The sequence below is a fragment of the Streptomyces sp. NPDC030820 genome (genome assembly GCF_055572075.1).
Window position 1 is genome coordinate 287,265 of the sequence record NZ_JBVIEB010000004.1, and the last position, 22,950, is coordinate 310,214.

General features: G+C 69.4%; 18 protein-coding genes and 4 pseudogenes. 3 read left to right on the forward strand and 19 right to left on the reverse strand.

Features of this window, described 5'->3' with window-relative positions:
• Window positions 1-133: 133 nt before the first annotated feature.
• A complete protein-coding gene (locus ACZ418_RS13135; RefSeq protein ID WP_468361505.1) occupies window positions 134-325 on the forward strand; it encodes a hypothetical protein in 192 nt (63 codons plus the stop codon).
• Window positions 326-795: 470 nt separating this feature from the next.
• Here the strand turns inward: ACZ418_RS13135 and ACZ418_RS13140 are convergent.
• The 4 genes and pseudogenes from ACZ418_RS13140 to ACZ418_RS13155 all read right to left on the reverse strand — a co-directional run.
• Window positions 796-963: pseudogene (locus ACZ418_RS13140) on the reverse strand (site-specific integrase); the annotation flags it as partial.
• A pseudogene (locus tag ACZ418_RS13145) lies at window positions 952-1,377 on the reverse strand (transposase); the annotation flags it as partial. The pseudogenes ACZ418_RS13140 and ACZ418_RS13145, both read right to left, overlap by 12 nt.
• A gap of 195 nt (window positions 1,378-1,572) precedes the next feature.
• Window positions 1,573-2,067: a hypothetical protein gene (locus ACZ418_RS13150; RefSeq protein ID WP_468361508.1), complete on the reverse strand. Its 495-nt coding sequence runs from the start codon at window positions 2,065-2,067 to the stop codon at window positions 1,573-1,575.
• A 214-nt stretch (window positions 2,068-2,281) separates the two neighbouring features.
• Window positions 2,282-2,785: a lactococcin 972 family bacteriocin gene (locus ACZ418_RS13155; protein WP_468361511.1), complete on the reverse strand. Its 504-nt coding sequence runs from the start codon at window positions 2,783-2,785 to the stop codon at window positions 2,282-2,284.
• 536 nt (window positions 2,786-3,321) lie between these two features.
• Here ACZ418_RS13155 and ACZ418_RS13160 point away from each other — a divergent pair.
• Window positions 3,322-5,337, forward strand: a complete 2,016-nt coding sequence (locus ACZ418_RS13160) for a cell wall-binding repeat-containing protein (RefSeq protein WP_468361514.1) — start codon at window positions 3,322-3,324, stop codon at window positions 5,335-5,337.
• A 114-nt stretch (window positions 5,338-5,451) separates the two neighbouring features.
• On the forward strand, window positions 5,452-5,733 hold the full coding sequence (locus ACZ418_RS13165; RefSeq protein ID WP_468361517.1) for a hypothetical protein: 282 nt from the start codon (window positions 5,452-5,454) through the stop codon (window positions 5,731-5,733).
• Window positions 5,734-5,968: 235 nt separating this feature from the next.
• On the opposite strand, the gene ACZ418_RS13170 is transcribed toward ACZ418_RS13165, so the two are convergent.
• From ACZ418_RS13170 to ACZ418_RS13240, 15 genes and pseudogenes are all read right to left on the reverse strand, one after another.
• Window positions 5,969-7,645, reverse strand: a complete 1,677-nt coding sequence (locus ACZ418_RS13170) for a protein kinase domain-containing protein (protein ID WP_468361520.1) — start codon at window positions 7,643-7,645, stop codon at window positions 5,969-5,971.
• Window positions 7,642-7,818, reverse strand: coding sequence for a hypothetical protein (locus ACZ418_RS13175; protein WP_468361523.1), 177 nt, complete (start codon window positions 7,816-7,818; stop codon window positions 7,642-7,644). The genes ACZ418_RS13170 and ACZ418_RS13175 overlap by 4 nt, the downstream gene beginning before the upstream one ends.
• A gap of 354 nt (window positions 7,819-8,172) precedes the next feature.
• On the reverse strand, window positions 8,173-10,242 hold the full coding sequence (locus ACZ418_RS13180) for a SpoIIE family protein phosphatase (RefSeq protein WP_468361526.1): 2,070 nt from the start codon (window positions 10,240-10,242) through the stop codon (window positions 8,173-8,175).
• A gap of 108 nt (window positions 10,243-10,350) precedes the next feature.
• Window positions 10,351-11,452, reverse strand: a pseudogene (locus ACZ418_RS13185) (ATP-binding SpoIIE family protein phosphatase); the annotation flags it as partial.
• 67 nt (window positions 11,453-11,519) lie between these two features.
• Window positions 11,520-11,726 (reverse strand): annotated as a pseudogene (locus ACZ418_RS13190) (alpha/beta hydrolase); the annotation flags it as partial.
• Window positions 11,723-13,063, reverse strand: a complete 1,341-nt coding sequence (locus tag ACZ418_RS13195; protein WP_468361529.1) for an MFS transporter — start codon at window positions 13,061-13,063, stop codon at window positions 11,723-11,725. The gene ACZ418_RS13195 and the pseudogene ACZ418_RS13190, both read right to left, overlap by 4 nt.
• Window positions 13,064-13,096: 33 nt before the next feature.
• Complete coding sequence (locus ACZ418_RS13200) at window positions 13,097-14,017, reverse strand: TauD/TfdA dioxygenase family protein (RefSeq protein ID WP_468361531.1); 921 nt, start codon at window positions 14,015-14,017, stop codon at window positions 13,097-13,099.
• 37 nt (window positions 14,018-14,054) lie between these two features.
• Window positions 14,055-15,029, reverse strand: coding sequence for a quinone oxidoreductase family protein (locus tag ACZ418_RS13205; protein ID WP_468361534.1), 975 nt, complete (start codon window positions 15,027-15,029; stop codon window positions 14,055-14,057).
• Between the two features lie 46 nt (window positions 15,030-15,075).
• Entirely contained in the window at window positions 15,076-16,134 is a 1,059-nt protein-coding gene (locus ACZ418_RS13210) for a beta-keto acid cleavage family enzyme (protein WP_468361537.1), read from the reverse strand.
• A 304-nt stretch (window positions 16,135-16,438) separates the two neighbouring features.
• On the reverse strand, window positions 16,439-17,461 hold the full coding sequence (locus tag ACZ418_RS13215) for an AraC family transcriptional regulator (RefSeq protein ID WP_468361540.1): 1,023 nt from the start codon (window positions 17,459-17,461) through the stop codon (window positions 16,439-16,441).
• Between the two features lie 195 nt (window positions 17,462-17,656).
• Complete coding sequence (locus tag ACZ418_RS13220) at window positions 17,657-18,544, reverse strand: bile acid:sodium symporter family protein (protein ID WP_468361543.1); 888 nt, start codon at window positions 18,542-18,544, stop codon at window positions 17,657-17,659.
• 17 nt (window positions 18,545-18,561) lie between these two features.
• Window positions 18,562-19,896: a Dyp-type peroxidase gene (locus ACZ418_RS13225; protein WP_468361547.1), complete on the reverse strand. Its 1,335-nt coding sequence runs from the start codon at window positions 19,894-19,896 to the stop codon at window positions 18,562-18,564.
• A 21-nt stretch (window positions 19,897-19,917) separates the two neighbouring features.
• Window positions 19,918-20,853 carry a hypothetical protein gene (locus tag ACZ418_RS13230; protein ID WP_468361549.1) on the reverse strand — a complete coding sequence of 312 codons (936 nt, stop codon included), beginning with the start codon at window positions 20,851-20,853 and terminating at the stop codon, window positions 19,918-19,920.
• An 85-nt stretch (window positions 20,854-20,938) separates the two neighbouring features.
• Window positions 20,939-21,472, reverse strand: coding sequence for a hypothetical protein (locus ACZ418_RS13235; RefSeq protein WP_468361551.1), 534 nt, complete (start codon window positions 21,470-21,472; stop codon window positions 20,939-20,941).
• 382 nt (window positions 21,473-21,854) lie between these two features.
• Window positions 21,855-22,895: a YncE family protein gene (locus tag ACZ418_RS13240; protein ID WP_468361555.1), complete on the reverse strand. Its 1,041-nt coding sequence runs from the start codon at window positions 22,893-22,895 to the stop codon at window positions 21,855-21,857.
• Between the last annotated feature and the right edge of the window lie 55 nt (window positions 22,896-22,950).

Genomic DNA, 22,950 nt, shown 5'->3' on the forward strand with positions numbered 1-22,950 from the left:
CTGGAGTCCGCCGCGCCCCGCGACTGCCCTCACTGCCGGCAGCCCATCAGCATCATCGCGCTGCTGGCCCCCCTGAAGCTGCCCGTCCGGCACTGCCACCCCGTCCCGACGTCATCTCCATGCGGAGACTGCCGTGTCCTCGACTTTTGAACGGCTGGCCGACGACCTCGTCATCCGCACCCACGGGGACGGCATCCAGGCCTGGGCTACCGCGGCTCTGATCGAGCACGAAGGGCGGTTCCTCCTGATCGAGAAGCCCACCGGCCGTCTGGGCGGCGCCTGCATTCCGGCCTCACCGAGGATCTCGGTAACCATCTCCCGGTGATCTCCAGCCGCGGCAGCACCACCTCCTCGCGCTCCAGCAACTCAGTCAACTCCCCGATCAGCTAACGCAGGTCCTCGATACGGGCGCGGGCCGTCACCTCCCGCGCGTCCGGTTCCTCAAACAACGGGCCCATCGCGCTCCAACGTTCTGACGACGCCATAGGAGACACCCGCTCAGGCCGCTTCTAAGGAGCCGTGTTTCTAGCCGTGAACCACAGGCGAATCCTGCACTCACAGACACTCCAGGTGTCATCATGAAGACGAACGGTGCAGGTAGGAGCCACTGGCTACAGGCTCCGTTGCTCTCCTAAAGCGGGTGTCGCAGGTTCGAATCCTGCCGGGGGCACAGAAAGAAGGGCCAGTTCAGGAGGGGTTTCCTCCCAGGCTGGCCCTTCGGCGTTTCAGGGGTCGTGCCACAGACGTGCCACTACGAGCCCGCAGGGTCCTTCTCGGAGGACTCGGAGGCCACTCCCCCACCCGGATCATGGCACCGAGCCGGTCGGCGATGGCCCGGTCCCGGTCACTGGTCATGTGCTGATAGATCAGCGCGACCCGCGAGCTGCTGTGGCCCATGCGGGTCATCAGCTCGCGCGTGCCGGCACCGGCCGTGGAGGCGAGCGTGTTGCCACAGATACGGATGATCCGGCGGGTGCGGGCCGCCGTCAGGTCGTGGGCGCGGCCGGGCAGGGCGGGTGAGATCAGCAGTCGCCCGGCCGGGTCGGTCACCACCTGCACGTTCACTCCGCGCCGGCAGTGCTTGTGGGAGTAGTCGGCGCGGCTGTCGCCGACCCGGTCGCACTCGGCAAGGGTGCCGTCCAACAGGACGTAGTCCGGGTCGGCTTCGCGCAGCGCGCGCAGGAGGCCGGGCGTGCGATCGGCGAGTAGGCCGATCACCGCGGCCGTGTAGGCGTGGGCGGTGCCGATCGAGATTCCGAAGCCGGCCGCAATCTGCGCGAGAGTGATGTGCCGGCGCAGGTACAGCAGACCGACCAGAGCACGCTGGTGCGGTGGGAGCTTGCAGCGGCGGTCACCCTCGCGGGTGACGATGAGCATGGTGACCTACTCGACCAGGGCACGGGGCAGGTCGAGTGCGGCAGGTCAGGAAACCGACAGGGCTGCTGTGCCAGCGAGTTGAGACGCCGAACACCTCCCTCAACGGCACGGGGGCCTTGTCCGTTGCGGACGGTTACGTCGTCACTCGATCAGTGGTCACGCCAAACACTTCAGTGGCCACGCTGAAACACCTCGCTAGCCAACGCCCACCCCGGCGGAACGATTACGGCGAGACCTCCACCAACCCCAGACCGTGTGGCCCACCAGAGCGACCGCAACGGCAACAGCCGTGAACCGAACGGTGGTCCAGGTACCCAGAACAACCTGACTCGGCCCGTGCGACTCCGTCTCCAGACGCATGGAAGTCTCATTAAAAGCCACCAGGGGAATGAGCAGCCGGAAGAACAGGCCGCCGATGCCCGGCACCTGCGCGAGGTTCCCCAGGAGCCCAAGGGGTGCTCCGAAGAAGAATGCCAGCACACCCCAGAGGGCAATTCCGGATGATCCCGCACCTGAGGAATCCAGTCCACCCAGGGAGGCCAGGCTTTCCTTAGTCAGGTAGTAGGTCACGACACCGATAGCCAGCCCCAGAGGCGCGAGAACAATCGATTCGATTTTAGATCGGCGGAAATAACCCACCAGAAACGCGTAACAGGCCCACGGCCACCCACCGGTGAAAACGGCGCCCACGGCCGCACCTGGACGGCCGCCCCAATGCTCAGCGGTAGGCCCTGTCAGGCCAAGCAACAAGCCAAGCCCGAGTGGTATCGCAAACGACGCGGCCCGAGCACCCCAAAAGTTCACTCTCTCCTCTTCCGGCCTGATGCGGCATTACTCCGGACCCGTGTGCGCCCGGAGTAATGGCCCACCCGACGGAGATCAACCCTCATCACTGCGGACAAGTTTATGCATTATCGTAATATGCATAGCAGGTATATGCCGCACCTTGCGTGTGGTTGGCGTAGGAAGTCTCCCCCTTCGCCACCCAGCCACTTGAATGGTCGATGTTGACGACCCTGACCGTTGACTTGTGAGTCACATCCGCGATGTAGTTCGAGTAGCACTTCTTTCCAGTGCCAGCCGACACCACCTCGTACCCATAGCACCACTTGCCATGAGTCACAGTCTCGCAGGTATTCCCTCTCGGCTGAGCGGCCAAATCTTTGATCTCCAGCTTTACCACGCCCCACTCGGAGGGGTTACCCAGCTGCGCCGGCGGGTTGACGCCGTCACCCCTCTTATGGATGGCGGGCTGCCCAGCTATGAGGCCGTCGCCGGCCTCAACCACGTTATGGCCGGTACGGGTTCCGCTCTGAGGGCCGTAGGCCGTCGCCGGGGTGGCAAAGCTGGAAACCGCAAGCGCGGCGCCCGAAATGCCGAAGAGTATTGACTTTCCAAACCTTTTCACGTTTCCCCCTTTTCCACCCCCGCTATCGGGGGTTAGGAAGGATCTTGATACGAAGACGCTGCGGCGGTCAAGGCTTGGCTGATTTACAGTCCCGGCACGGCCTGAAATCGTTGTCGGGCGGTGGTATTCACGGGCGGAACCATAAACGCGCGGCCACGGCAGGAGTGTTGTCAGGGCCCATAACACCCCGCCGTCCTGGCCACCGTCCGCGACTTGATCCGCGGTGCTCTCAAGCCGGCCGGGCACGTCAACATCGCCTCCGCCCGACGCGCCCACACCGACCGACGATGACCCTGCACGAAAGCCCGAGGTCAGCTGCCGATCGAGGCGGGAGAGTGGAGGCGACCACCCGCCGCCTGACCGGGCGTCCGCTCTGCCCTCCGATCAGCCCCTTCGCCCGCGTGCCCCTGCCTTCACAGATGCCGTGGCCTGCCGCTAATGTTTCGCCGCTGCCGTGCGGACGATCACGATGCCGTCCGTTCACCTTGGGGGAGGGGCCCGGCGGGCAACCATTCACTTGTGGGGGCACATTGAACATGCGTACGCGCCGCAGACTCGCGGCGCTCATCAGCGCTGCCGCGCTCGCGGCGGGGCTCGTCGCCACGCTTCCGGGGCCGGCGGCGGCCGTCCCCAGCAGTTGGCCCGCCACCGACGGGACACTGCTGTACACCGACGTCGGCGGCTCGATGAACTACATCAACCCCGACGGGTCGCGGTTGTCCCAGTTCTACCCGACCGGAAACCAGGGTGCCTGGTCCGCCGACGGCAGCCAGATCGTCTTCGTGAACCCGTACGACGACCACATCGGCACGGCGTTGTCCGACGGGTCGCAGAGCATGGACATGGCCATGCCGTCGGGCAGCGGCTGGCATCCGCACGATCCGACCTTCTGGTACGGCGGCGGCGACATCGTCTTCACGGCCGGTGGCCGGCTGCGACTGACCGCGGCCGACGGCACCCGCACGCCCGAGGCCCTGTTCGGTACCGACGTCGACGGCTGCGACTCCCAGCCGAGCGGCGCGGTGAACGGCATGCTCGCCTTCGTACGGACGGGAACGAGTTGCGCCACCGCCGGCACCCCGGCCGTCTGGGTCTACAACGGCCGTTCCGGCGCGTTCACCAAGGTGGCCGACGACGCGAGCGAGCCGAGCATCTCCCCCGGCGGCCAGTCGGTGGCCTTCACCCGGTCCGTCGACGGACACAAGCAGCTCTTCACGGTCAAGACCGACGGCACCGGGCTGACCCAGCTCACCACGGACGCGACCGACCACAATCGTCCCGCCTGGTCGCCGCAGGGCGACCGGATCGCGTACGACATCTACGTCTCCGGCAATCCGGACGTCCCCCAGGGCCCGCAGGTGTGGATCCACGACCTCGGCACGGGCACGGAGACGCAGGTACCCCAGGCCCAGGGCACGAACGTGGCCTGGCAGCCGCTCCGTGACAACGCGATCTCCCGGGTCTGGGGCTCCGACTCGTACGACACGAACATCGCCGCGTCCAAGTGGACCTGGAACACGGTCGGTACGAGCACGCCCGGCCTGAAGAACGCGGGCGCGGCCGTGCTCATCAGCAAGTCCGACTCTGCGTACGCCACCACCGCGACAGCGCTGGCCGGCAAGAAGCGAGGGCCGGTGCTGATGACCTCCGGCACGGGCCTGGACTCCTCGGTGCAGACGGAGCTCAAGCGCATGCTGCCGAAGGGCAAGACCGTCTACCTGATCGGCGGCAGCACGATCCTCAACAGCACGGTGGCGTCCAAGGTGACCTCGCTCGGATACGTGGCCAAGCGGCTGTCCGGCACCTCGCGCTACTCCACCTCGGTGGCCGTGGCCAACACCGTCACCAGCACGCCGAAGTACATCTTCCTGGCAACCGGCACCGACTACCACAACGCCCTCGCGGCGAGCTCCGCCGCCGGTTCCATGGGCAGCTCCGGAACCGCGACCGTCGTGCTGACCGACGGTACGACCATGACGTCGTCGGTCTACGGGTACCTCAACAAGTACAGCCCCAGCACGACGGACATCATCACGGTGGGGACCGACGCCGAGTCGGCGCTGGCCAGGGCGTACAACGCCGGCAAGATGCCGAACTGGCCCAGCAAGTACAGCTACTACCGGGTCGCGGGCTCCACTCCGCAGTCGAACGCCATGCAGCTCGCCGACCTGTGGTGGTCGCTGCCGTCGAACGCCGCGGTGGCCTCCGTGGGCAGTTGGCGCGGCGGTGTCTCCGCGTCGTCGGCGATGACCACGTACGGTCCGCTGCTGTGGACCGACACCACCTCGCTGTCGTACGACACCAAGCGGTACCTGATGCGCATGTCGTCGAGCATGTACCACGTGGCCGTCTTCGGCGGCACGGGATCGGTCGACGCGTCCGTCATTCCCAAGATCGGTGCGGCCATCGGCGTGGGTACCCACTACGTCTACACGCCGTACTACAAGGGCGTGGCGTCGCAGACCACGGCTGCTCAGCCGCTGTCCGCCGGCAGTAACAAGCCCGCTCCAAGCCCGGACCTGGCCCCTCTCCAGGTGACGATCAAGAGGTAACCGCCGGTGCCTGGTCGCCGACGGCTGCGGTCCAGGCCGTCGGCATGTCCTCCGGTGCCCGCCTGTCTCGGTTTCCGTCTCATTCAGCAGAGGACATCGGCGTTCAGCCACATCATGGACGAAGAAGCGATCACCATCAGGCTCACGCGCGATCAGGCGTTCGTGCTGTCGGACTGGCTCAACCAAGTGATGTTCCAGTCCGACGACCTTGAGGGGATCGTGCGCGACCGAGCCGTGTGGTCCCCCATCTATGCGATCTCGGGGACCCTGGACAAGACGCTGAGCGAGATCTTCATGCCCGGCTACGGCCCACGGCTCGAAGCGGCCAAGGAACGTCTCCGCACCGACCTGTACGGCGGGGCCGGCGAGCCAGTGACACCCGGCGAGAGTGACTGAGCCGGAGCGCTGAGCCCTCCGCCCGCTGTCGCACCACAACCGCGAACCGCTGCGAATGGCTGCCTCGCATGTGAGGCGCGGGTCCGGTCAACGCGCGATGCGGTGGTGCTCGCACTGCCGATGCGGCCGGTGTGCCAGGAAGACTGCAAGGCCGGCGCCAGGCCATCAGCTTGGGAAGCTGCGATCGTTTGGGGCTGTCTCGTCCGCTGACCCGGGCGGCCGTCCGTCGGCCTCGTCATGCCCTGAGGTTTCGGGTCAACGTGGTCGTGAGCCGGCGGCCCGGCGGTTTCACGCCGGCGTACGGCCCTTCCAGGGCTGACCGCCTGTCCCCGGCCCGGCGCCGCACGAGTTCGACGGTCTCCCACGACACGGTGGCAACGGCCACCAGCGCCAGGAGCAGGTAGAAGACGAAGAGTTTGTGCAGGTCGTCGAGGAAGTACCAGATCGATGCGGTGGCACTGAACCAGAAGGCGACCAGTGAGCCGACGCCGCGCTCCTGGCTGCGTACCGCGCTGATGAGGCAGAAGGCGGCGGCCAGTGCCAGCAGGGCGGCGATGGCGACGAGGGAGCTGTCCCAGCCTGCCTCGGCACGCCGCATTTCGGAGTTGACCGCCACGGCCTCGGCCACCGGTCCCCAGCCCACCGCGCATGCCAGGCGGGTCGACCATGGCAGCGTCACCATTCCCCACACTCCGGCCGCGACGGCGACCCGGCCGAAGTGAGCGGTGTCCACCAGGTCACCGCGTGCGCACAGCAGCGAAAGCAGGCAGCCGAGCAGAGCCAGCGCGCGGTCGGCTGAAGGGCGCAGTGAGATACGGAACCTGTCGCGGGGAGTTGTTCGGCCGCCAGACCGCATCGCTCGGGGCGGGGGCGGAGGAGCGGTGGCCTGGGCCGTCGGCATGGAGCTCTGTGTGAGGGCGTCGGCGAGAGCCGCGCGCATCTCTCCCGCATCGGCGAATCGTTCCGCCGGGTCCTTGCGCAGTGCGCGCAGGATCACTGCCTCCACCGCCGGCGGTATCTGCGGCCGGAACCGGGCGGCCGGCTCTGGTTCGGCGTACAGGTGCTGGTGCATGACGGCGAAGGGCGAATCGCCACGGAACGGGGTCTGCCCGGTGAGCAGTTCGTACAGCAGGCACCCCATCGCGTACAGATCGGCTCGGTGGTCGATCTCCGCGCCGCTGATCTGCTCGGGTGAGAGGTAGGCGGGGGTGCCTATGGTTGCACCGCTGCCGGTGATACGCGTGGCGGCCTCGGTGAACGCCTTGGCGATGCCGAAGTCGAGGACCTTCACGGTGCCGGGTCCGGTGAGCATGATGTTCGAGGGCTTGATGTCCCTGTGCACGATGCCGCGTTCGTGGCTGTGCCGCAGCGCGTCCAGTACCGCGCAGGCCGTGTTGACGGCGTCGGCGACAGGCAATGGGCCGTCACGCAGGACCTCGGCGAGGGTGCTGCCCTGCACGTACTCCATGACCAGGTAGGGTCGCGGGCCGTCCGGGTGCGGCTCCTCGCCGACGTCGTGGATGGTGGCCACCGCTGGATGGTTCAGCGCGGCGGCCGCGTGCGCCTCGCGCCTGAAACGGGCTCGCGACTGCGGATCGTGGGCCAACTCTGCGGAGAGCAGCTTGACTGCTACGGTGCGGCGCAGCTGCCGGTCCACCCCCCGATGGACCGTTCCCATGCCGCCCTGCCCGAGCTTCTCGGCCAGCTCGTACCGGCCGCTGAGGACCATGTCCCGCCCCACACACGCCTCCCATGAATTCGGACCCCGGCGCAGCTTACGGCGCGACCTCGACGGGCCGATCGCCACCGCCGCAGCCGGGCGGGTCGTAGAGCGGGCGCAGGCGGGCGCACTGCCGAACTGACGTGACCAGTCGGCCAGGGTCTGGACCAGGCGTTCTTGGGGAAGGGTCACGCAGACGCGCCCTGCAGCAGGATCGCGTTGATGAAGTCCGGGGCCTGACGCGCGCCCATGTGGCCTTCGAGTGTCAGCTCCCACGCGGTCTCGGCCAGACCGCAGAACGTCGAGGCCGGCCAGGTGGCCGGCATGTCGCCCCGCAACAGCCTGGAGTTCTGGCCGCGTTCCATGACCTTGACGGTCCTGATGAAGATCCCCTTGGCCCGAGTGCCGACCTCGGGCGAACCGCAAGCACAGCGAGCAGGGCGCCGGAGGTGAGGATCAGCAGCATCGCCCCGCCCGGTACCAGGACGCTGTCGCGGAAACCGATGCCCAGGAGATCGCCACCGGCGCCCCGTTCACGGAGATCGCACCGCCGCACAGACCCGCAGCGGCCTTCTCGACGAGCTGTGGTCAGCGCTGCCGCCCCGACTCCGCGTTGCCGCAGCCGTCTTCACCCCCGGGGACTTGGCGAGTGCCGACATCCGACAAGCCTCACGCACTCGCGTCTGATCTTCCTCCGGTGCCGGCTCGAAAGCACCCGGTCAGGGCGTGGGGGTGCTGATGCGGGCGGCGAGGATGGTGATGTCGTCTTCGGCCGGGGTGGGGGCGAAGCGGTCCATGAGGGTGGCGCACAACTGGTTGAGGTCGTTGTGCGCGCCGGTGAGGAGGCGGACGAGTTCGTCCAGGCGCTCGTCCAGGTCGGCCCCGCGGGTTTCGATGAGGCCGTCGGTGTAGAAGACGATGATGCTGCCCGGGTCCAATACGACCTCGGTGGCGGTGAAGGGGATACCGCCGATCCCCAAGGGGGCGCCGGCCGGCAGATCGAGCAGGCGGGCGGTGCCGTCGGGTGTCACGAGGGCGGGCGGGGGGTGGCCGGCTCGGCCGAGCTGGCAGCGGCCCTCCGTGCAGTCGCAGATCCCGTAGAGGCAGGTGGCCAGGAGCGGGCTGTCGAGTTCCTGGAGTGCATCGTCGAGGTGGTGCAGGACCTGATCGGGGGGCAGGTCGAGGTGAGTGAAGGCGCGCACAGTGGTGCGCATCTGCCCCATGATCGCGGCAGCCTGGATGCCGTGGCCCATCACGTCGCCTATGACCAGGGCGCCCTTGTCGGGGGCGAGGGTGGCGACGTCGAACCAGTCCCCTCCGACCTCGTGGACGTCGGAGGCGGGCCGGTAGCAGTGGGCGATCTCGATGCCTGCCGGGGGTTTCGGGAGGCTGGGAAGCATGCTGCGCTTCAAGGTGAGCGCGACGTCGTGCTCGCGGTGGTACAGCCGGGCGTTGTCGATGCATACGGCGGCGTGGGCGGCCAGATCGCCGGCGAGCGCAAGGTCGGCGGCGTCGAAGACGGGCCGGTCGCCGGCCCGCAGGAAGGTGACGACGCCGAGGACCAGGCCGCGGGCCGTGAGAGGCACCATCATCATCGACGTCACGCCCAGGGACCGGAGCCGTTCAGGAATCGAGGAGTAGGGGGCGGCCTGGGCGACGGCACGGGCGTCGAGGCGGCGCAGCAGGAAGGGGCGACGGTCGATGACAGCCTGCGCGTACGGCGCGCTCAAGGGGAAGTGCAAGGTGCGGCCGACGGGGGTGAGGATGTCGGCAGCCGGGTGACCTCGGGCGGGGGCCTTGCCGAGGCGGCGCAGGGTGGCGCCGCCCCACAGGCTGGTCATCGGCTCGGTGGCTTCGGTGAGGTCGGCCAGGGCGTCGACGGTGACGACGTCGGCGAGGCGGGGCACGGCGATGTCGGCCAGCTCCTGTCCCGTTCGGGCCGCATCGAGGGTGGTGCCGACCCCCAGCGTGGCCTCGTTGAGCAGAGTCAGGCGTTGACGGCCTGCGGCGGCCTCCTGCTCGTTCTTCTCCTGGGCGGTGACATCGATGACCGAGGCGTTGATCCCCAGCGGTTCGCCTTCCGCGTCCTCCAGGCGGAAGTAGGAGCAGGACCACACGCGCTCGTGGTCGGGGTCGGCGGGCGTGGTGCCGATGCGGCGGAAGTTCACCACGGGGTCACCGGTGACCAGCACCCGTCGCATCGCCGCTTCCATCTGCTCGCTGTTGACCCCAGGGAGCACCTCCGACGGTCGGTGCCCTATGTGCGCGGAGGCGGGTAGCCCGTTCATCGCCTCCAGGGCGCGGTTGACCTGCTGGAACCGCAGCTCGGTGTCGAAGATCGCCAGCCCCACCGGCGAGCAGGCGAACAGCGCGTCCAGCAGGCCACCGACTTCGCGGGCCTGGCGCGCTTCACGGGCATCGGCGGCCAGGAGCAGTATGTCCCAGCCCTCCCCGCCCTGTGCGGCCACGGGGCACCCCCACACCTCCATTCCGATGGTGGAACCGTTCTTGCGCCGCATCGGGAAGTGCCCGGTCACACTGCGTCCGGAGGCGACCGCGTCGTGCACGGCGCGGGCCTGCGGGCGATGGTCGGGGAGGGCGAGGTCGGTGAGGTCACGGCCGATGACCTCACCGGCGGCGTAGCCGAGCAGCTCGGGGGCGGCCTTCGCCCACTGCGTGATCCGTCCGGTGCCATCGGAGACGATCAAGGCGACGGGCAGCAGATTCCACCATGCCGCGGCCTGCCCGACCGCGGCCATCCGTTCCCCGGCCTGCATAGGATCCGGCATCGCCACTGCTCCATACTGCTGCTTCTCCATTATGAACTGCGGCTCACAGCGTCGAGAAGGCCCAGCACAGGCCGTACGGCGGCAAGGGTCGGGGGATGCGTGCCGTGCCTAGGGCATGTGCAGCTTCTGCTCGGCCCAGATGGTCTTGCCGGTGCGGGTGTAGCGGGTGCCCCAGCGCTGGGTGAACTGGGCGACCATGAACAGGCCGCGGCCGCCCTCGTCGAATACTCGGGCCCGGCGCAGATGAGGACTGACACTGCTCCCGTCGCTGACCTCGCAGATCAGCGTCTCACCCTTGATGAGCCGCAGCCGGATCGGGCCTCCGGCGTGCCGAATCGCGTTGGTGACCAGCTCGCTCACCACCAGCTGCGTGACGTACGCGGCCTCCGCCAGTCCCCACAGGGCGATCTGCTCCGCTGCGAGCCGGCGAGCATCGGCGACGACCGCGGGATTGCTGGGCAGGTCCCAGCCGGCGAGGCGGTCCTCCCCGACCATGCGGGGGCGGGCCAGAAGCAGGGTGACGTCGTCGGCGTGCGGTTCGGGGCACAGGGTGTCCAGGACCGTGTCGCACAGAGCATCAAGCGTGGTGGCCGGCAGGGCGAGGGCGCTGCACAGGTCGGAGAACCCTTCGTCGACGTCGCGCTCCCGGTTGGCGAGGAGACCGTCGGTGAACAGTGCCAGGAGGCACGGGGGCAGGGTGGCCGGCGCGGGCCAGGGAGCAGGTACCGGAGACCGGGTCGTAGACGGCGTACAGACAGGTGGCACCGATGTCGCCGGGGATCTCACCGGTGGGCTCGCCACCTTGCTCGCCCGCTGTGTGGCTGATGATGTCGTCGAGGTGAGTGAGGAGTTCCTCGGGCAGCAGGTCGATGTCGGCGAGGGTACGCACGGCGGTGCGCAGGCGGCCCATGGTCGCAGAGGCGTTGATGCCGTGGCCGACGACGTCGCCGACCACCAAGCCGACTCGTGCTCCGGGCAGGGGAACCACGTCGAACCAGTCACCGCCTGCCTGGGCGCCGCAGCCTGCAGGCACGTACCGGGCGGCCGTCTCCGCAGCGGGGTGCACGATGGACCCCTGGGGAAGCAGGGCTCGCTGCAGCGCGAGCGCGATGCCGCGCTCCCTCGTGAACCGGCGAGCGTTGTCCAGACAGATCGCGAGCCGGTCGACGAGGTCCTCGCTGATCGCCGTACAGTCCGGGCCGAAGGCTTCTTCGTGCGCGGTGGCGCCCGGCCCAGTGCACGGTGGTGATGGCTCCGGCGCTGTGGGCGACCAGCAGGACCGGTCCGTCCAGGGGCGCCGGCGTGGCGGCCAGGTTGCCGACCTGGACGTCCAGATCGAGTCGGTTCCCCTCCACCGGGGGAACGGTGCGGACGGCGCGGCCGGGACGGGCGAGCTGTCCGGCGAGCAGGGTCTGCCAGTGGTCGGCGACGTGGTCGCGCAGACCGGGGACGATGACCACGGTGGGTTCCGCGGTGGGGATCATGAGGGGATCTCCGACGGGTGCTTGGGCTCCGCCTGCACGGCGAGGTCGTCGAGGCGGAGGAGGTCGCGTTCGTACCAGTGCCGGCCGACCAGGAAGGCCACCGTGGCCGCGACCGCGACGAGGGGCACGAGGCGCAGGGCGCCCAGCAGGCCGAGGCGGTCCGCGAGCGCACCCGTGACCGCGGGGCCCGGGGCCAGCCCGAGCAGGCTGTTGGCCAGGGTGAGGGTGGCGAACGCGGTCGCCGCGATGGCGGCGGGGGTCAGGTTGGCCACCATGGCCGCCGCCGGTCCGGCGGAACCGGCCGACAGCAGGGCGCCGGCGGCGAGGGCCGACAACTGCGCCGGGCCCCCGGGCAGTTGGAAGGCGAGGGTCAGCAGGAGGAGCGAGCCGAGGCTGCAGCCCACGGCGACGGCCCACTTGCGGATCGGGGTGGTGGAGCTGATGCGGTCGGAGGCGATGCCCCCGAAGATCATCCCAAAGCCGATGATCAGCGCGTAGCCGCCGGCGACCGCGCCCGCTCTGGCCGTTGTCATGTGGTAGTAGCGGTTGAAGAAGCTGGGCAGCCAGGACAGGAGCGCGCCTGCGATGAACAGTTGCAGTCCGCTGCCGGCATAGGCGCTGACGACGGAGACGGAGGAGAACAGGCGGGGCAGGTGCGCGCGCAGCTGCCGACGCTCCTGCGCGCCGTCCCCACCGCCGGTGGGCCGTCCGCGCGGCGCCAGTCTGCTCTCCTTGACCACGACGCCGTACACCGCGGCGAGCACCAGGCCGAAGAGCCCCATCGCGGCGAACGCCCAGCGCCAACCCGCCGCCTGGGCCACGGCGCCGCCGACGGCGACGCCGAGCACCGAGCCGAAGGCGCCGCCCGCGATGAAGGCACCGGAGAGGGTGGCCCGGAGGGCGACCGGGAAGACGCTGAGGACCACGGCGATTCCCACACTGCCGTACGCCGCCTCGCCGATGCCGACGAAGAGCCGGCCGACGAACATCTCGCCGTAGCTCGCCGATACGGCACACCCGAGGGTGGCCAGGCTCCACAGCGTGGCGGCGAGCAGCAGGCTGCGCACCCTCCCCCACCGGTCGGCCATGAGGGACATGGGGAAGGTGAGCACGCCGACCGCCAGGGCCACGATGCCGCTGAGCGACCCCAGGGCGGCGTCGGACAGCAGCCATTGGGCCTTCAGCATCGGGAAGACGGCGTTGAGGACCTGCCGGGACATGTAGTCGGACAGCAGCAGGCCGAAGCCGAGTGCGAAGACCGTCCAGGCATAACCTTTGGACACGGGCCAGGCCGACGCGGCCGGGGCCGTGGACTGCGCAGTGGTGTGAAACTCCATTGTCATCACCTCGACTGCTCGGGAAGTGGCAGGTCAGAACGGCCTGTCGCCCACGATTCCGGCGCGCTCCATCTTGCGGACGGCGGGCCAGTAGTCCTGGACGGCGTAGTGCTGGGTGGAGCGGTTGTCCCAGACGGCCACGCTGTTCGGGCTCCAGCGCCAGCGCACCTGGTACTCGGGGATGGCGGCCTGGCTGATCAGGTAGCTGAGCAGGTGGCTCGCGCCCGGCGCGTAGTCCTGGCCGAAACGCACGTTCTCGGGTGTGTGGTAGTTGACGAAGTGCGTCGCGAAGGCGTTGACGAACAGGATCTTCTCGCCCGTCTCGGGGTGGGTGCGCACGACCGGGTGCTCGGCGTCCGGGAACCGCTCCTTCAGCGCGTGGCGCTGTTCCTCGGGCATGACGGCGCCGAACGTGGCCTCGATGCTGTGGCGGGCGCGCAGCCCCTCGATCCGGGTCTTGATGTGGTCGGGGAGCCTGCGGTACGCCTCGGCCATGTTGACCCAGATCGTGTCGCCGCCGACCGGGGGCGATTCGACGCAGCGCAGCACGGCGCCCATCGAGGGGTTCACCCGCCAGGTGCCGTCCGTGTGCAGGGCGTTCTCGTAGTGCTCCGGGGGGCTGTCCAGGTCCTTGTAGATCCGGACCAGTCCGGGGTGTTCGGGGTCACTGCCGGCGACGGGGTGGTCCTCCAGCGGGCCGAAGCGCGAGGCGAACGCGACGTGGTCGGCACGCGAGATGTCCTGGTCCCGCAGGAAGAGGACCTTGTACCGCAGCAGCAGGCTCTTGATCTCGGCGAACAGGTGGTCGTCACGAGCCGCGTCAGCGAGGTTCACGCCGGTGATCTCCGCTCCGATGGTGCAGGTCAGCGGCTCGGCTTCGATGGAGGTACGGCACGCACCGGGGCGCACCGGCGCCGGGGCGTGCCGCGGTGACGACGCGAGGGTGTCTGGCATGGGTGCTCACTCCCTGGGTGGGACGGGGTGCGCTCGCTCACAGGACGAAGACCGAGGACCCGGTGGTCCGGCCGGCTTCCAGGTCGCGGTGCGCCTGCTCCGCGTCCTCGAGGGCGTAGCGCTGATTGGTTTCGATCTTGATGCGCCCGGAGGCGACGTGTCCGAACAGCTCGCCGGCCAGCGCGGCGCGCTCGGTGGGGTCGGCGATGTAGTCGGCCAGGGCGGGCCGGGTGACGAACAGCGAGCCCTGGACGGCGAGTTGCATGGCGTCGATGGGCGGTACGGGACCGGAGGCGGTGCCGAAGCAGACCAGCAGGCCGCGGCGGGACAGCGAGGCCAGGGAGCCGACGAAGGTGTCCTTGCCTACGCTGTCGAGCACCAGTGGCACTCCGGCGCCGTCGGTCAGTTCCCGCACCCTTTCGGCGACGTTCTCCTGCCGGTAGCGGATGACGTGCCGGCATCCGTGTGCGCGGGCGATCTCCGCCTTCTCCTCGCTGGAGACCGTTCCGATGACACGGATGCCGAGCAGTGCGGCCCACTGGGAGACGATCAGGCCGACGCCGCCGGCCGCCGCGTGCAGCAGTATCGTGTCCCCCTCCCGCAGGGGGTGGATCCTGCGCAGCAGGTAGGCCGCCGTCAAGCCGCGCATGGTCATCGCGGCCGCCGTCTCGCAGCCGATCTCCGGGGGCAGTTTGATCAGGTGCGAGGCGTCCATGACCCGTTCGGTGCTGTAGGCCCCCAGGGGGCTTCCGGTGTACGTCACCCGGTCCCCCGGGGCGATGTGGGTGACGCCCTCGCCGACGGCTTCCACCACTCCGGCGGCCTCGACGCCGATGCCGTCGGGCAGCCGTACCGGGTAGAGCCCGGTACGGAAGTAGGTGTCGGCGAAGTTGAGGCCGACGGCCTCGTGCCGGATGCGCACCTGGCCCCGCCCGGGGTCGCCGACGGACACCTCCTCCCAGGTGAGGACGTCAGGGCCACCGGTTTCGTAGAAGCGGACGGCGTGTGCCACGGAGAGCTCCCGGAGGGGGTCGCAGGGGTGGGGAAGGAGGCCGGGATCAGCCCCGGACGTCGCGCAGCATGAAGCCGCGCTGTCCCGGGCGGCGGTTGGGCACCATGCCGAGCCGGGCGAGGGTCTCGTCGGCATCCGCGTAGTACTCGCCGAGCTTGTAGATCCGCTTGGCGTCCGCTCCCGTGGCGATCTCACGGCCGAGCGCCTCGGAGATCCTCACCATCTGCTCGACCTGGCCCACGGAGGACATCCGCTCGCCCTTGGCGCGCCACAGGTTGTCCTCGTTGCCGACGCGCACGTGCTGGCCGAGGGCGATGGCGACGGCGTTCATCGGGGCCACGGCGCGCATGGAGCTCTCGATCGTCAGGACGGCGCCGTCCGGCACGCGGCGGATGAACTCGACCAGGTCGGCCGGGTGCCGGCCGGCGAAACCGCCGCCGATGGCCACGTAGTTGAGGATCAGCGGCCCGGTGTGGACGCCCGCGCGGATCAGCCGCTCCACGGTCTCCAGCTGGGCCAGGTGCGCGAGCTGGAAGTGGGGCTGGATGCCGTTCGCGTGCAGGCGCTTGAGGTGCTCCAGGTAGAACTCCGGGCCGGCCTCGACGACCATGTCGCGATAGGCCCGGTAGTAGTCCGGTTTCGCGATCGACGTGCCCTCCAGGTCGTCGTCGTTCATGATCTCGACGATGTTCATCTGGCTGGTGTTGATCGCGATCGTCACCTGGTCCGGCGCCGGGGTGAGGTCGGCCAGCAGGTGGCGGGTGTCGTAGGCGAGCCACTTGGCGTCACCGCCCTCCCCCTCGGGGGCGAAGGAGATCGAACCGCCGATCTGGAGCACCATGTCCGGCACTGCCTCGCGCAGCCGCCCGAGCAGCTCGTTGAACATGGACATCCGCTTGGAGCCCTTGCCGTCGAGCTCACGCACGTGGATGTGGAGCACCGTCGCACCGGCGTTGTAGCAGTCGACGGCCGCCTGTACGTGCTCGTCCATGGTCAGCGGCAGGTCGTCCGCGTCTCCGGGAAGCCACTCGGGGCCGTACGGCGCGGCCTGGATCACCAGCTTTTCCTGGTTCTCGGGAAAGAGAGAGTCGTCGTGGAAGTGCACGGTGCTTCTCCTTGTCGCAGGGGTGATCGCGTCACGGGGCAGGCGGCGGACGCGACAACAGGGCGTGCGGCAGCGGACGTCCGGGCTGGTGGCGACACCTGGCCCGGTCAGCTTCGGACCGATCCGGAGGGGTGCCCCTCAGGGGAGCAGGAGAGCACTCCCTCCGGAGGCCGGCCGCCTGTGCGGTGGTGCCACCGTAGAGCGGGCAGCACGCGCCTGCTTTACCTGCGGTGACAGGTGACTTGCCCATCGGGGACACGTCTGCGAGTCCATGGGGCCCACCGGCCCCGTGCGTCCCGCAGGCTCAGCTCGCGCCGCGCCCTGCCGGGCCGCTCCGGCTCTTGCGCCACTCCCGCGGACCGGTGCCGAAGTGCTCGTGGAACCAGCGGGAGAACGCACTCAGCGAGGAAAACCCCAGCAGCGTCGAGACCTCGGTCAGGGAGCGGCTGGGATTGGCGACGAACTGCTCCGCGAGCCCCATGCGGGTCGAGTTGAGCAGGGAGGAGAACGTCTCGCCGGACCGGGCCAGATGACGGTGCACGGTGCGCCGGTCGACGCCGAGGCTGCGTGCGATCTGCTCGATGGAGCAGCGCCCGGTCGGCAGCAGTGCCTCGATCAGGTCGCGCACCCGGTCGGCCTCGGACGCCTCCCTGGGAGCCGCGACGGGCTCGAAGTACTGGCGGGTGTAGCTGCGCAACTGCGCGTCGGCCATGGCGTTGGGCGCGTCCAGGTCCTCGGCGTAGCAGACGATGCCGTTGAAGTCGCGGTCGAACTCCACCAACGGCCCGAACAGGCGGCGGTGGCCGGCGGTGTCCCGCGGCGCTCGGTGGGCGAAGCAGACCGACGACGGGCGCCAGCGCGGGCCGAGGAAGCCGCACAGCACGCGGTGGAACGCGCCCACGGCGAGCTCCGTGCCCTGCCGGGCCGGCTGTGGCTCCCCGAGCCGGAGGTCCACCTTGAGCGTGGCCACCCCGTTGCCCTCCGAGAGCCGGGCGTGCAGCACCTCGTTGTACGAGTGCTGATGGCGGATCAGCAGTGCCAACGCGCTGCGCACGTCCGGCTCTTCACGGACGAGCAGGCTGATGGGGCCGAGGTTGGAGAAGCGCCGCAGCTCCGCCAGGAGCAGCCCGAAGTCCTCGCGCCCTGAGGCAGCGGCCGACAGCTCCAGCAGTCCGACGACCGCCGTGCCGGAGATCCACCGGTCCTGCACGGCCAGGTCCGCGGTGTCCAGGCCGACGCTCTTCATCAGTGCACGGGGATCGAGACCGAGGGAACGGCTCAGTTCGACGTAGCCGTTCAGCGCGGCGGTGCGGACGAGGGGCCTCATGGGCACGCTCCAGGGGCGGCGGGTCCCCAGAAGTTAGGTTTCCCGTCCCCGTGCGTCAAGCATGGGGCACGAGTGATTCGTCGCATCCCCGTCAACGCCACGCGGCCGTGGGGCGTCCGGCAGCCGCGCCGCCGGACCGCCGGACCGCCGCGCCACCGGACGAAGGGCCCCACCGGCAAGATCCTCAAGTGGGGCTCACCGTGCCGCCGCCGATGAGGCCTCCGGGACGTTCCGGCGTCTGCTGAGCAGCGTGGCGGTCGGGAGGGCTGCCGCCAGGCCACTCAGGAGGATCGCGGCGAGTGCGCCCAGGACGGCGGGCTGGTCGGCGAAGGCGAGGCCGATGGCGGCCAGGGCGGGGCCGGCGTTGCGCACCGAGGCGACGCCTCCCATGGTGGTGCGGCGCGTCATCGGCCCGGTGGCCAGCAGCGTTCCCACGGCAAAGGCGAACACCGCGAGCAGGAACCCCGCGAGCAGGGCCAGTGAACCGAAGAGATCGACGACGTCCCGCCAGTTGCCCAGCAGCATGCCCGCCAGCACGACCAGGAACGTGATGTTGGAGACCGCGGCCGCCGTGGGGTGCCACGACTGTGCGGTGGGCTCGGCGTAGCGGCGCAGGAGCAGGCCGACGGCGAACGGGACGAGTTGCAGGAGCGCCACGGTCCGCACCAGGGCGCCGACGTCGAGGGAGACCTTGGTGCCGATGTCGGCGGCGGTGAGGATGGCGTTGACCGTGGGGGCGAAGGTGAGGCTGCCGAGGGAGGCGAGCAGGACCTGCATCGCCGCGCCCGCGACGACGTCGCCCTGCTGCACCGCCGCCAGCTTCGCCCCGAAGGGGCCGCCCGGGGACGAGGCGATCAGAATCAGCGCGACGAAGGAAGCCGAGGAGAGGCCGAACAGCGTCCCGAGGCCCCAGCCGAGCAGCGGGACGACGACCATGTTGGCGATCAGCGCCAGCAACAGAAGCGGGACATCGGCGAAGAGGCCGCGCAGTGCCGCGACGGTGGCTCTCAGGCCGGCGGCGAACATGGTGGCCGCGATGAAGATGACGGTGACCGCGTTGAGGACGAGATGCAGCACGTCCATGGTGCTCGCCCGCCCTGTCAGTCGCTGAGGTCCCCGAGCCAGCGCAGGGCGCTCAGGCTCGGCAGGAAGCAGTACTCGCCTCCGCGGGTGACGACGAACCGCGGCAGCGGGGCGAGGCGGCGCCGCACAGGCCGCCGGGGAATGGTGTAGCCCGTCCGTCCGTCCGCGGATCCGACCACGGGGTCCTTCGCGTTGCCGGCCCCGAAGAAGACGCCGTCGTTCATCCACTCCGACTGGACGAACTCGAACTGCCGGCCCAGGTGGGCGCCGATGAACGCGAACATCAGACCGCGGTCCACGCCGTCGTCCTCCAGCACTCCCTCGGGCAGCGGCGGGCCGTAGACGGCGCCGCGCCGGATCATGCGGTGCAACCGCACCTCCCCGGCCACCGAGGAATCGCGCGGGTTGGCCCGGCGGATGTGGCAGCCGCCGGGCGTGATGAATCCCGTCGGGTCGTCCTGCTCGTACAGGAAGGTGTTACGGCGGTGCGGGTCGGACCCGAGGGCCGGGTCGTCGCGCTCGGGGGCGAGCGCCAGCGGTGCCCCGCTGCGCCAGCGGCCCATGATCTTCGCCGCGACCAGCTCCTCGTCCTGGTCCCCGGCGGAGTTGTCCCTCAGGTAGCGCCGGAACCCCGCGACGTCCTGGTGGAGCTTGCGGAAGACGGCGTAGCTGCCGTTGCGCCCCAGCACGGCCGGCTGCGGCGTCCGGACACCGCCGATCTCATCCGGGTAGCCGAGGACGAACTCCCCGCTCTTCAACGGCACTTCCAACGCATTGGACCCTGGAATGCCGCTGCCTTCGACGGCCGGATGGCTGACGCCGTCGAGGTAGCCGAAGTGTTCCTTCTCCGTGGGCAGTGCGTAGCAGTCCTGCCGCCAGATCGCCGTCACGCCGGGGAGGCGGTCGTAGGCGGGCCGGGCGCGGTCTATGGCCGCCTCCAGGCGTGGAGAGTCGGGTGCGATCGCAGTGATCACGACATGGACGTCGGGCGTGCCGAGCGGTGCTTCCCAGTGCTGTGGGCTGCCGGCTCCCTCGTCGCGCAGCGCTCGTGCGCGGGCTGCCATTCCCTGCCGGAACTCCCAGGCGAACGTGTCCAGCGATGAGCGCGGCACCCCCAGCGCCGCCAGGCCCCGGTACGTGACGGCGACACTGACCCAGGTGTCCCCGAGGGGGCTGGAGGAGTCGGCGGCCGAGGTCGCCGCCGCGCTCGCCCGCCGCATCAACTCCCGGCCCTGGGAGCGGTCGTCGATGCGGAAGACCAGGTATGTCGCCGCGTACGGGGTCGGCCGTGGGCTGAGTACCCCGCGCTGAATGTCGTCGAGTTCCAGTGTGACGTCCGTGGGCGCGCTCACGTCGGCCTCCCTGCGGCATCGCTACGAGACGAGGTTGCGCCAGAAGTTCCGCAGGCTGTCGTCGGCGCCGAAGAGCGTGCTGAAGATCGTCGAGTCGGCCAGCAGCACATCCGCGGCGCGGTCACCGCCGGGGGGCATCCACAGGAACATGTTGAACTCGGTGTTCCCGTCCTCGGTGAACGGATGGGGCCGGGACATGTCGATCGGCTGCCGGGCCAGCACGTGGATGGCCTTCGGCTCATCGGTCGTCACCGCGTAGTGCGGCAGGTGCATGTGGAAGTTGAAGTTCGTGACCCCTTGCAGCCATCCCCTCTCGTCCAGATCCCTGACGGTCGACAGAGGGGCGATCCGGTTGTCCTCACCGGTGGCGGGACGCAGCCCGTACCGGTTGACCACGGGCACGCCCAGGCCCTTCATCAGGTCCCTGACGTAGGTCGCGAACCGCTGCTGGCGAGGTACCAGGGGGTCGCCGTGGTGGCGGTACTCCACCTCCCGCACGGACAGATCGTCCGACGCGCCGACGTCGTGATGGGGCCCCAGGACGAGCCGGGCGTCCTCCCTCGAGAGGAAGGCCCGCAGCGCCTCGATCTCGCCGGGCTGCGCCTCCTGCCCGGTGATCATGTGGTCCAGTCCGAAGACGAACAGGACGTCCGTGTCGGCGAGCACCCGCTCATCGAGCGGGGTGTGGAAACCGGCCTGGTCGATGCGCTGGTAGACCGGGACGGGATGCCCGGTCACCTCCTCGACGAACTCCTGGAACGGCACCCAGGCCCAGAAGAACAGCTCCAGCGATCCCGCGATGCCCTGCTGGAACTGACCTGGGTCCGACCACTTCGGGTCCTCGTACGCCGGCCACGCCACCCGCCGCACCTCGGTCATGGTGGAGAACCGGTTGTCCAGCTCGGCCGCGTTCCGGCCCGCCTCGGCCGGATAGCTCCACGAGACGTAGACGCTCACACGCCGCCCGGCAGGGGTGTAATTCCGGGAAACGTGCCGCTGGTTGTATGTCCGCGCAGTTTTTGCCTCGCTCATCGCCCAGCCCTCACTGCATCTGGTCGAGCATTTCCGACAGAGCGTCCTTGATGCGCAACGCCTTCTTGATCTCGTCCGCCGTGTAATACGGATACTCTCCGTACTCGATGAAGCTCGGGCAGTGGTGCTCACGGACGAATCTGACGAACGCCTCCGGATTGGTCCGCCAGTCCTCCGGGAACCCCTCCAGATGCTCGAACGCCGTGCTCACGCCCGCCTTCGAGAAAAGCGCGACGGCGTCCTCGGTGTACTTGTCGAAGTCGGTGTCGAAGATCCCCTGGTACATGAAGCGCGTGTCGTCGTCGAAGAGAACCCAGCGCAGGTAGTGCAGCTTCAGCGGTGCGAGAAGGTACGGATCCTGTTCGAGCGCCTTGGCCAGTGCGTAGCCGTATTCGCGCATGGCATCGGCGTGGCCGGGCTTGACGGGCGCGACGATGGTGAACCCGTAACACGCCGGAGTCCTCGGGAATATGGGCCCGTACTTCCCCTGTTCGAGATGATCCGTCTCCTTGGGAAGGACGACCGCCTGCGGCCTGATTTCCATGTCCGCTCCTCCCGCCGTCCAGTGGCCGGGACGATTCCATCTTCCCGCCCGACTGCTGGGCGCGCCCGCTGAGCGGGAGGAGATCGGTGTTTCCTGGTTGTGACGTCTGAGGTCGAGGTGTCGGGAATGCCGGGGTAGACCGAAAGAGATGAACGCCCGAGCGTCTGGCGGTGGGCACTGCTGGATGCCCTGTTCACCCAGTCACCGGTCGGTCTGGTGAGCGGTGTGCCGTCGCGCGGACACATCCTGCGGGCGCGGCCTGTTCGTCGTCGCGCAGCTGGCCCAGGCATGGGGGCGCGCTACTCGGCCGACGGCAAGACGATCTGGACGGAGCAGATGCTTGCACACCTTGATCGATGTCGGTGTTGAGTGCCGACCCTCTTCACGGAGTCGGTCGATAGACCCGGAGGGACGGGTGTCCGCCGGGGCCCTGGGGTACGGGGTAGTAGCTGCGGTGGGTGGTGGGGTCGACGGCGACGACGTGGGCGCCGTCGGCGAGATGGGCGCGGCCGGTGACGGTCAGGTGCCGGTTGCGGTTGTCGGCGGTGGTGACCCAGCCGGACTCGGCGGCGACGTAGAGGTGTCGGGCGGAGGGGTCGTAGGCGAGGACGTCGGGGTCCTGGCCGACCCGGTCGGTGCCGGTGACGTGCCAGGTGGTCAGGTCGACGGTGAGCAGGCGCGAGTTGCCGTCGCAGGCGACGAAGGCCAGCCGGTCGGCGGGGGCGAGGATGAGGCCATGGTCGTGGTCGCAGCCGGGCAGCGGGACACGGCGGGTGATGTGGAGGGTCGCCGGGTCGAGTACGGCGAGCTCGTTGCGGGTCTGGACATCGACGAGCATCTGGTGGGTGGTCGGGTCGTAGGCGACGTTGCCGGCCTCGCCGCCGAGGGAGACAGTGCCGCGGGATGCTCCGGTGCCGGCGTCGACGACGGTCTCCGAGCCGCCCGACTCGTTGGTGGTCCACACGGTGCCGTGCGCGGGGTCGTAGGCCAGTCCGTCGGGGTAGTCGCCGGTGGGACTGCGGCGCAGAACGGTGCCGGTGGTCTCGTCGATGGCGGCCACCTGGTCGGCGTCCGTGGCGGTGGCGTACACCGTGTGCCGCGAGGGAACGACCAGGACGCCGTGGACGCCGGGGAGGCCGTCGATGGTCCGTACGACGCGGTCCGCGCGCACGTCGACTTCGATGACCTGGCTCGCGCCGAGGTGGGCGATGAACAGCAGGCCGCGGCCGGGGTCTAGGCTCGCGTAGTCGAAACGGGAACTGTCGCCCGGCAGGGTGATCTCCTTCACCAGCCGGAGGGGCAGCGCCACCTTGGGCGGCTGACCGCCACCCCGGGTGAGCGTCACGCCGACCACGGCGGCGACGACGGCGAGGACCAGGCCGGCGGCCAGGGCCAGCAGGGCTCGGGGGCTGAGACGACGCATCAGGTGCGCCTTTCCGGGGTCGGCGGTGAAGCGGCGGGGACTCAGCACAAGTAGA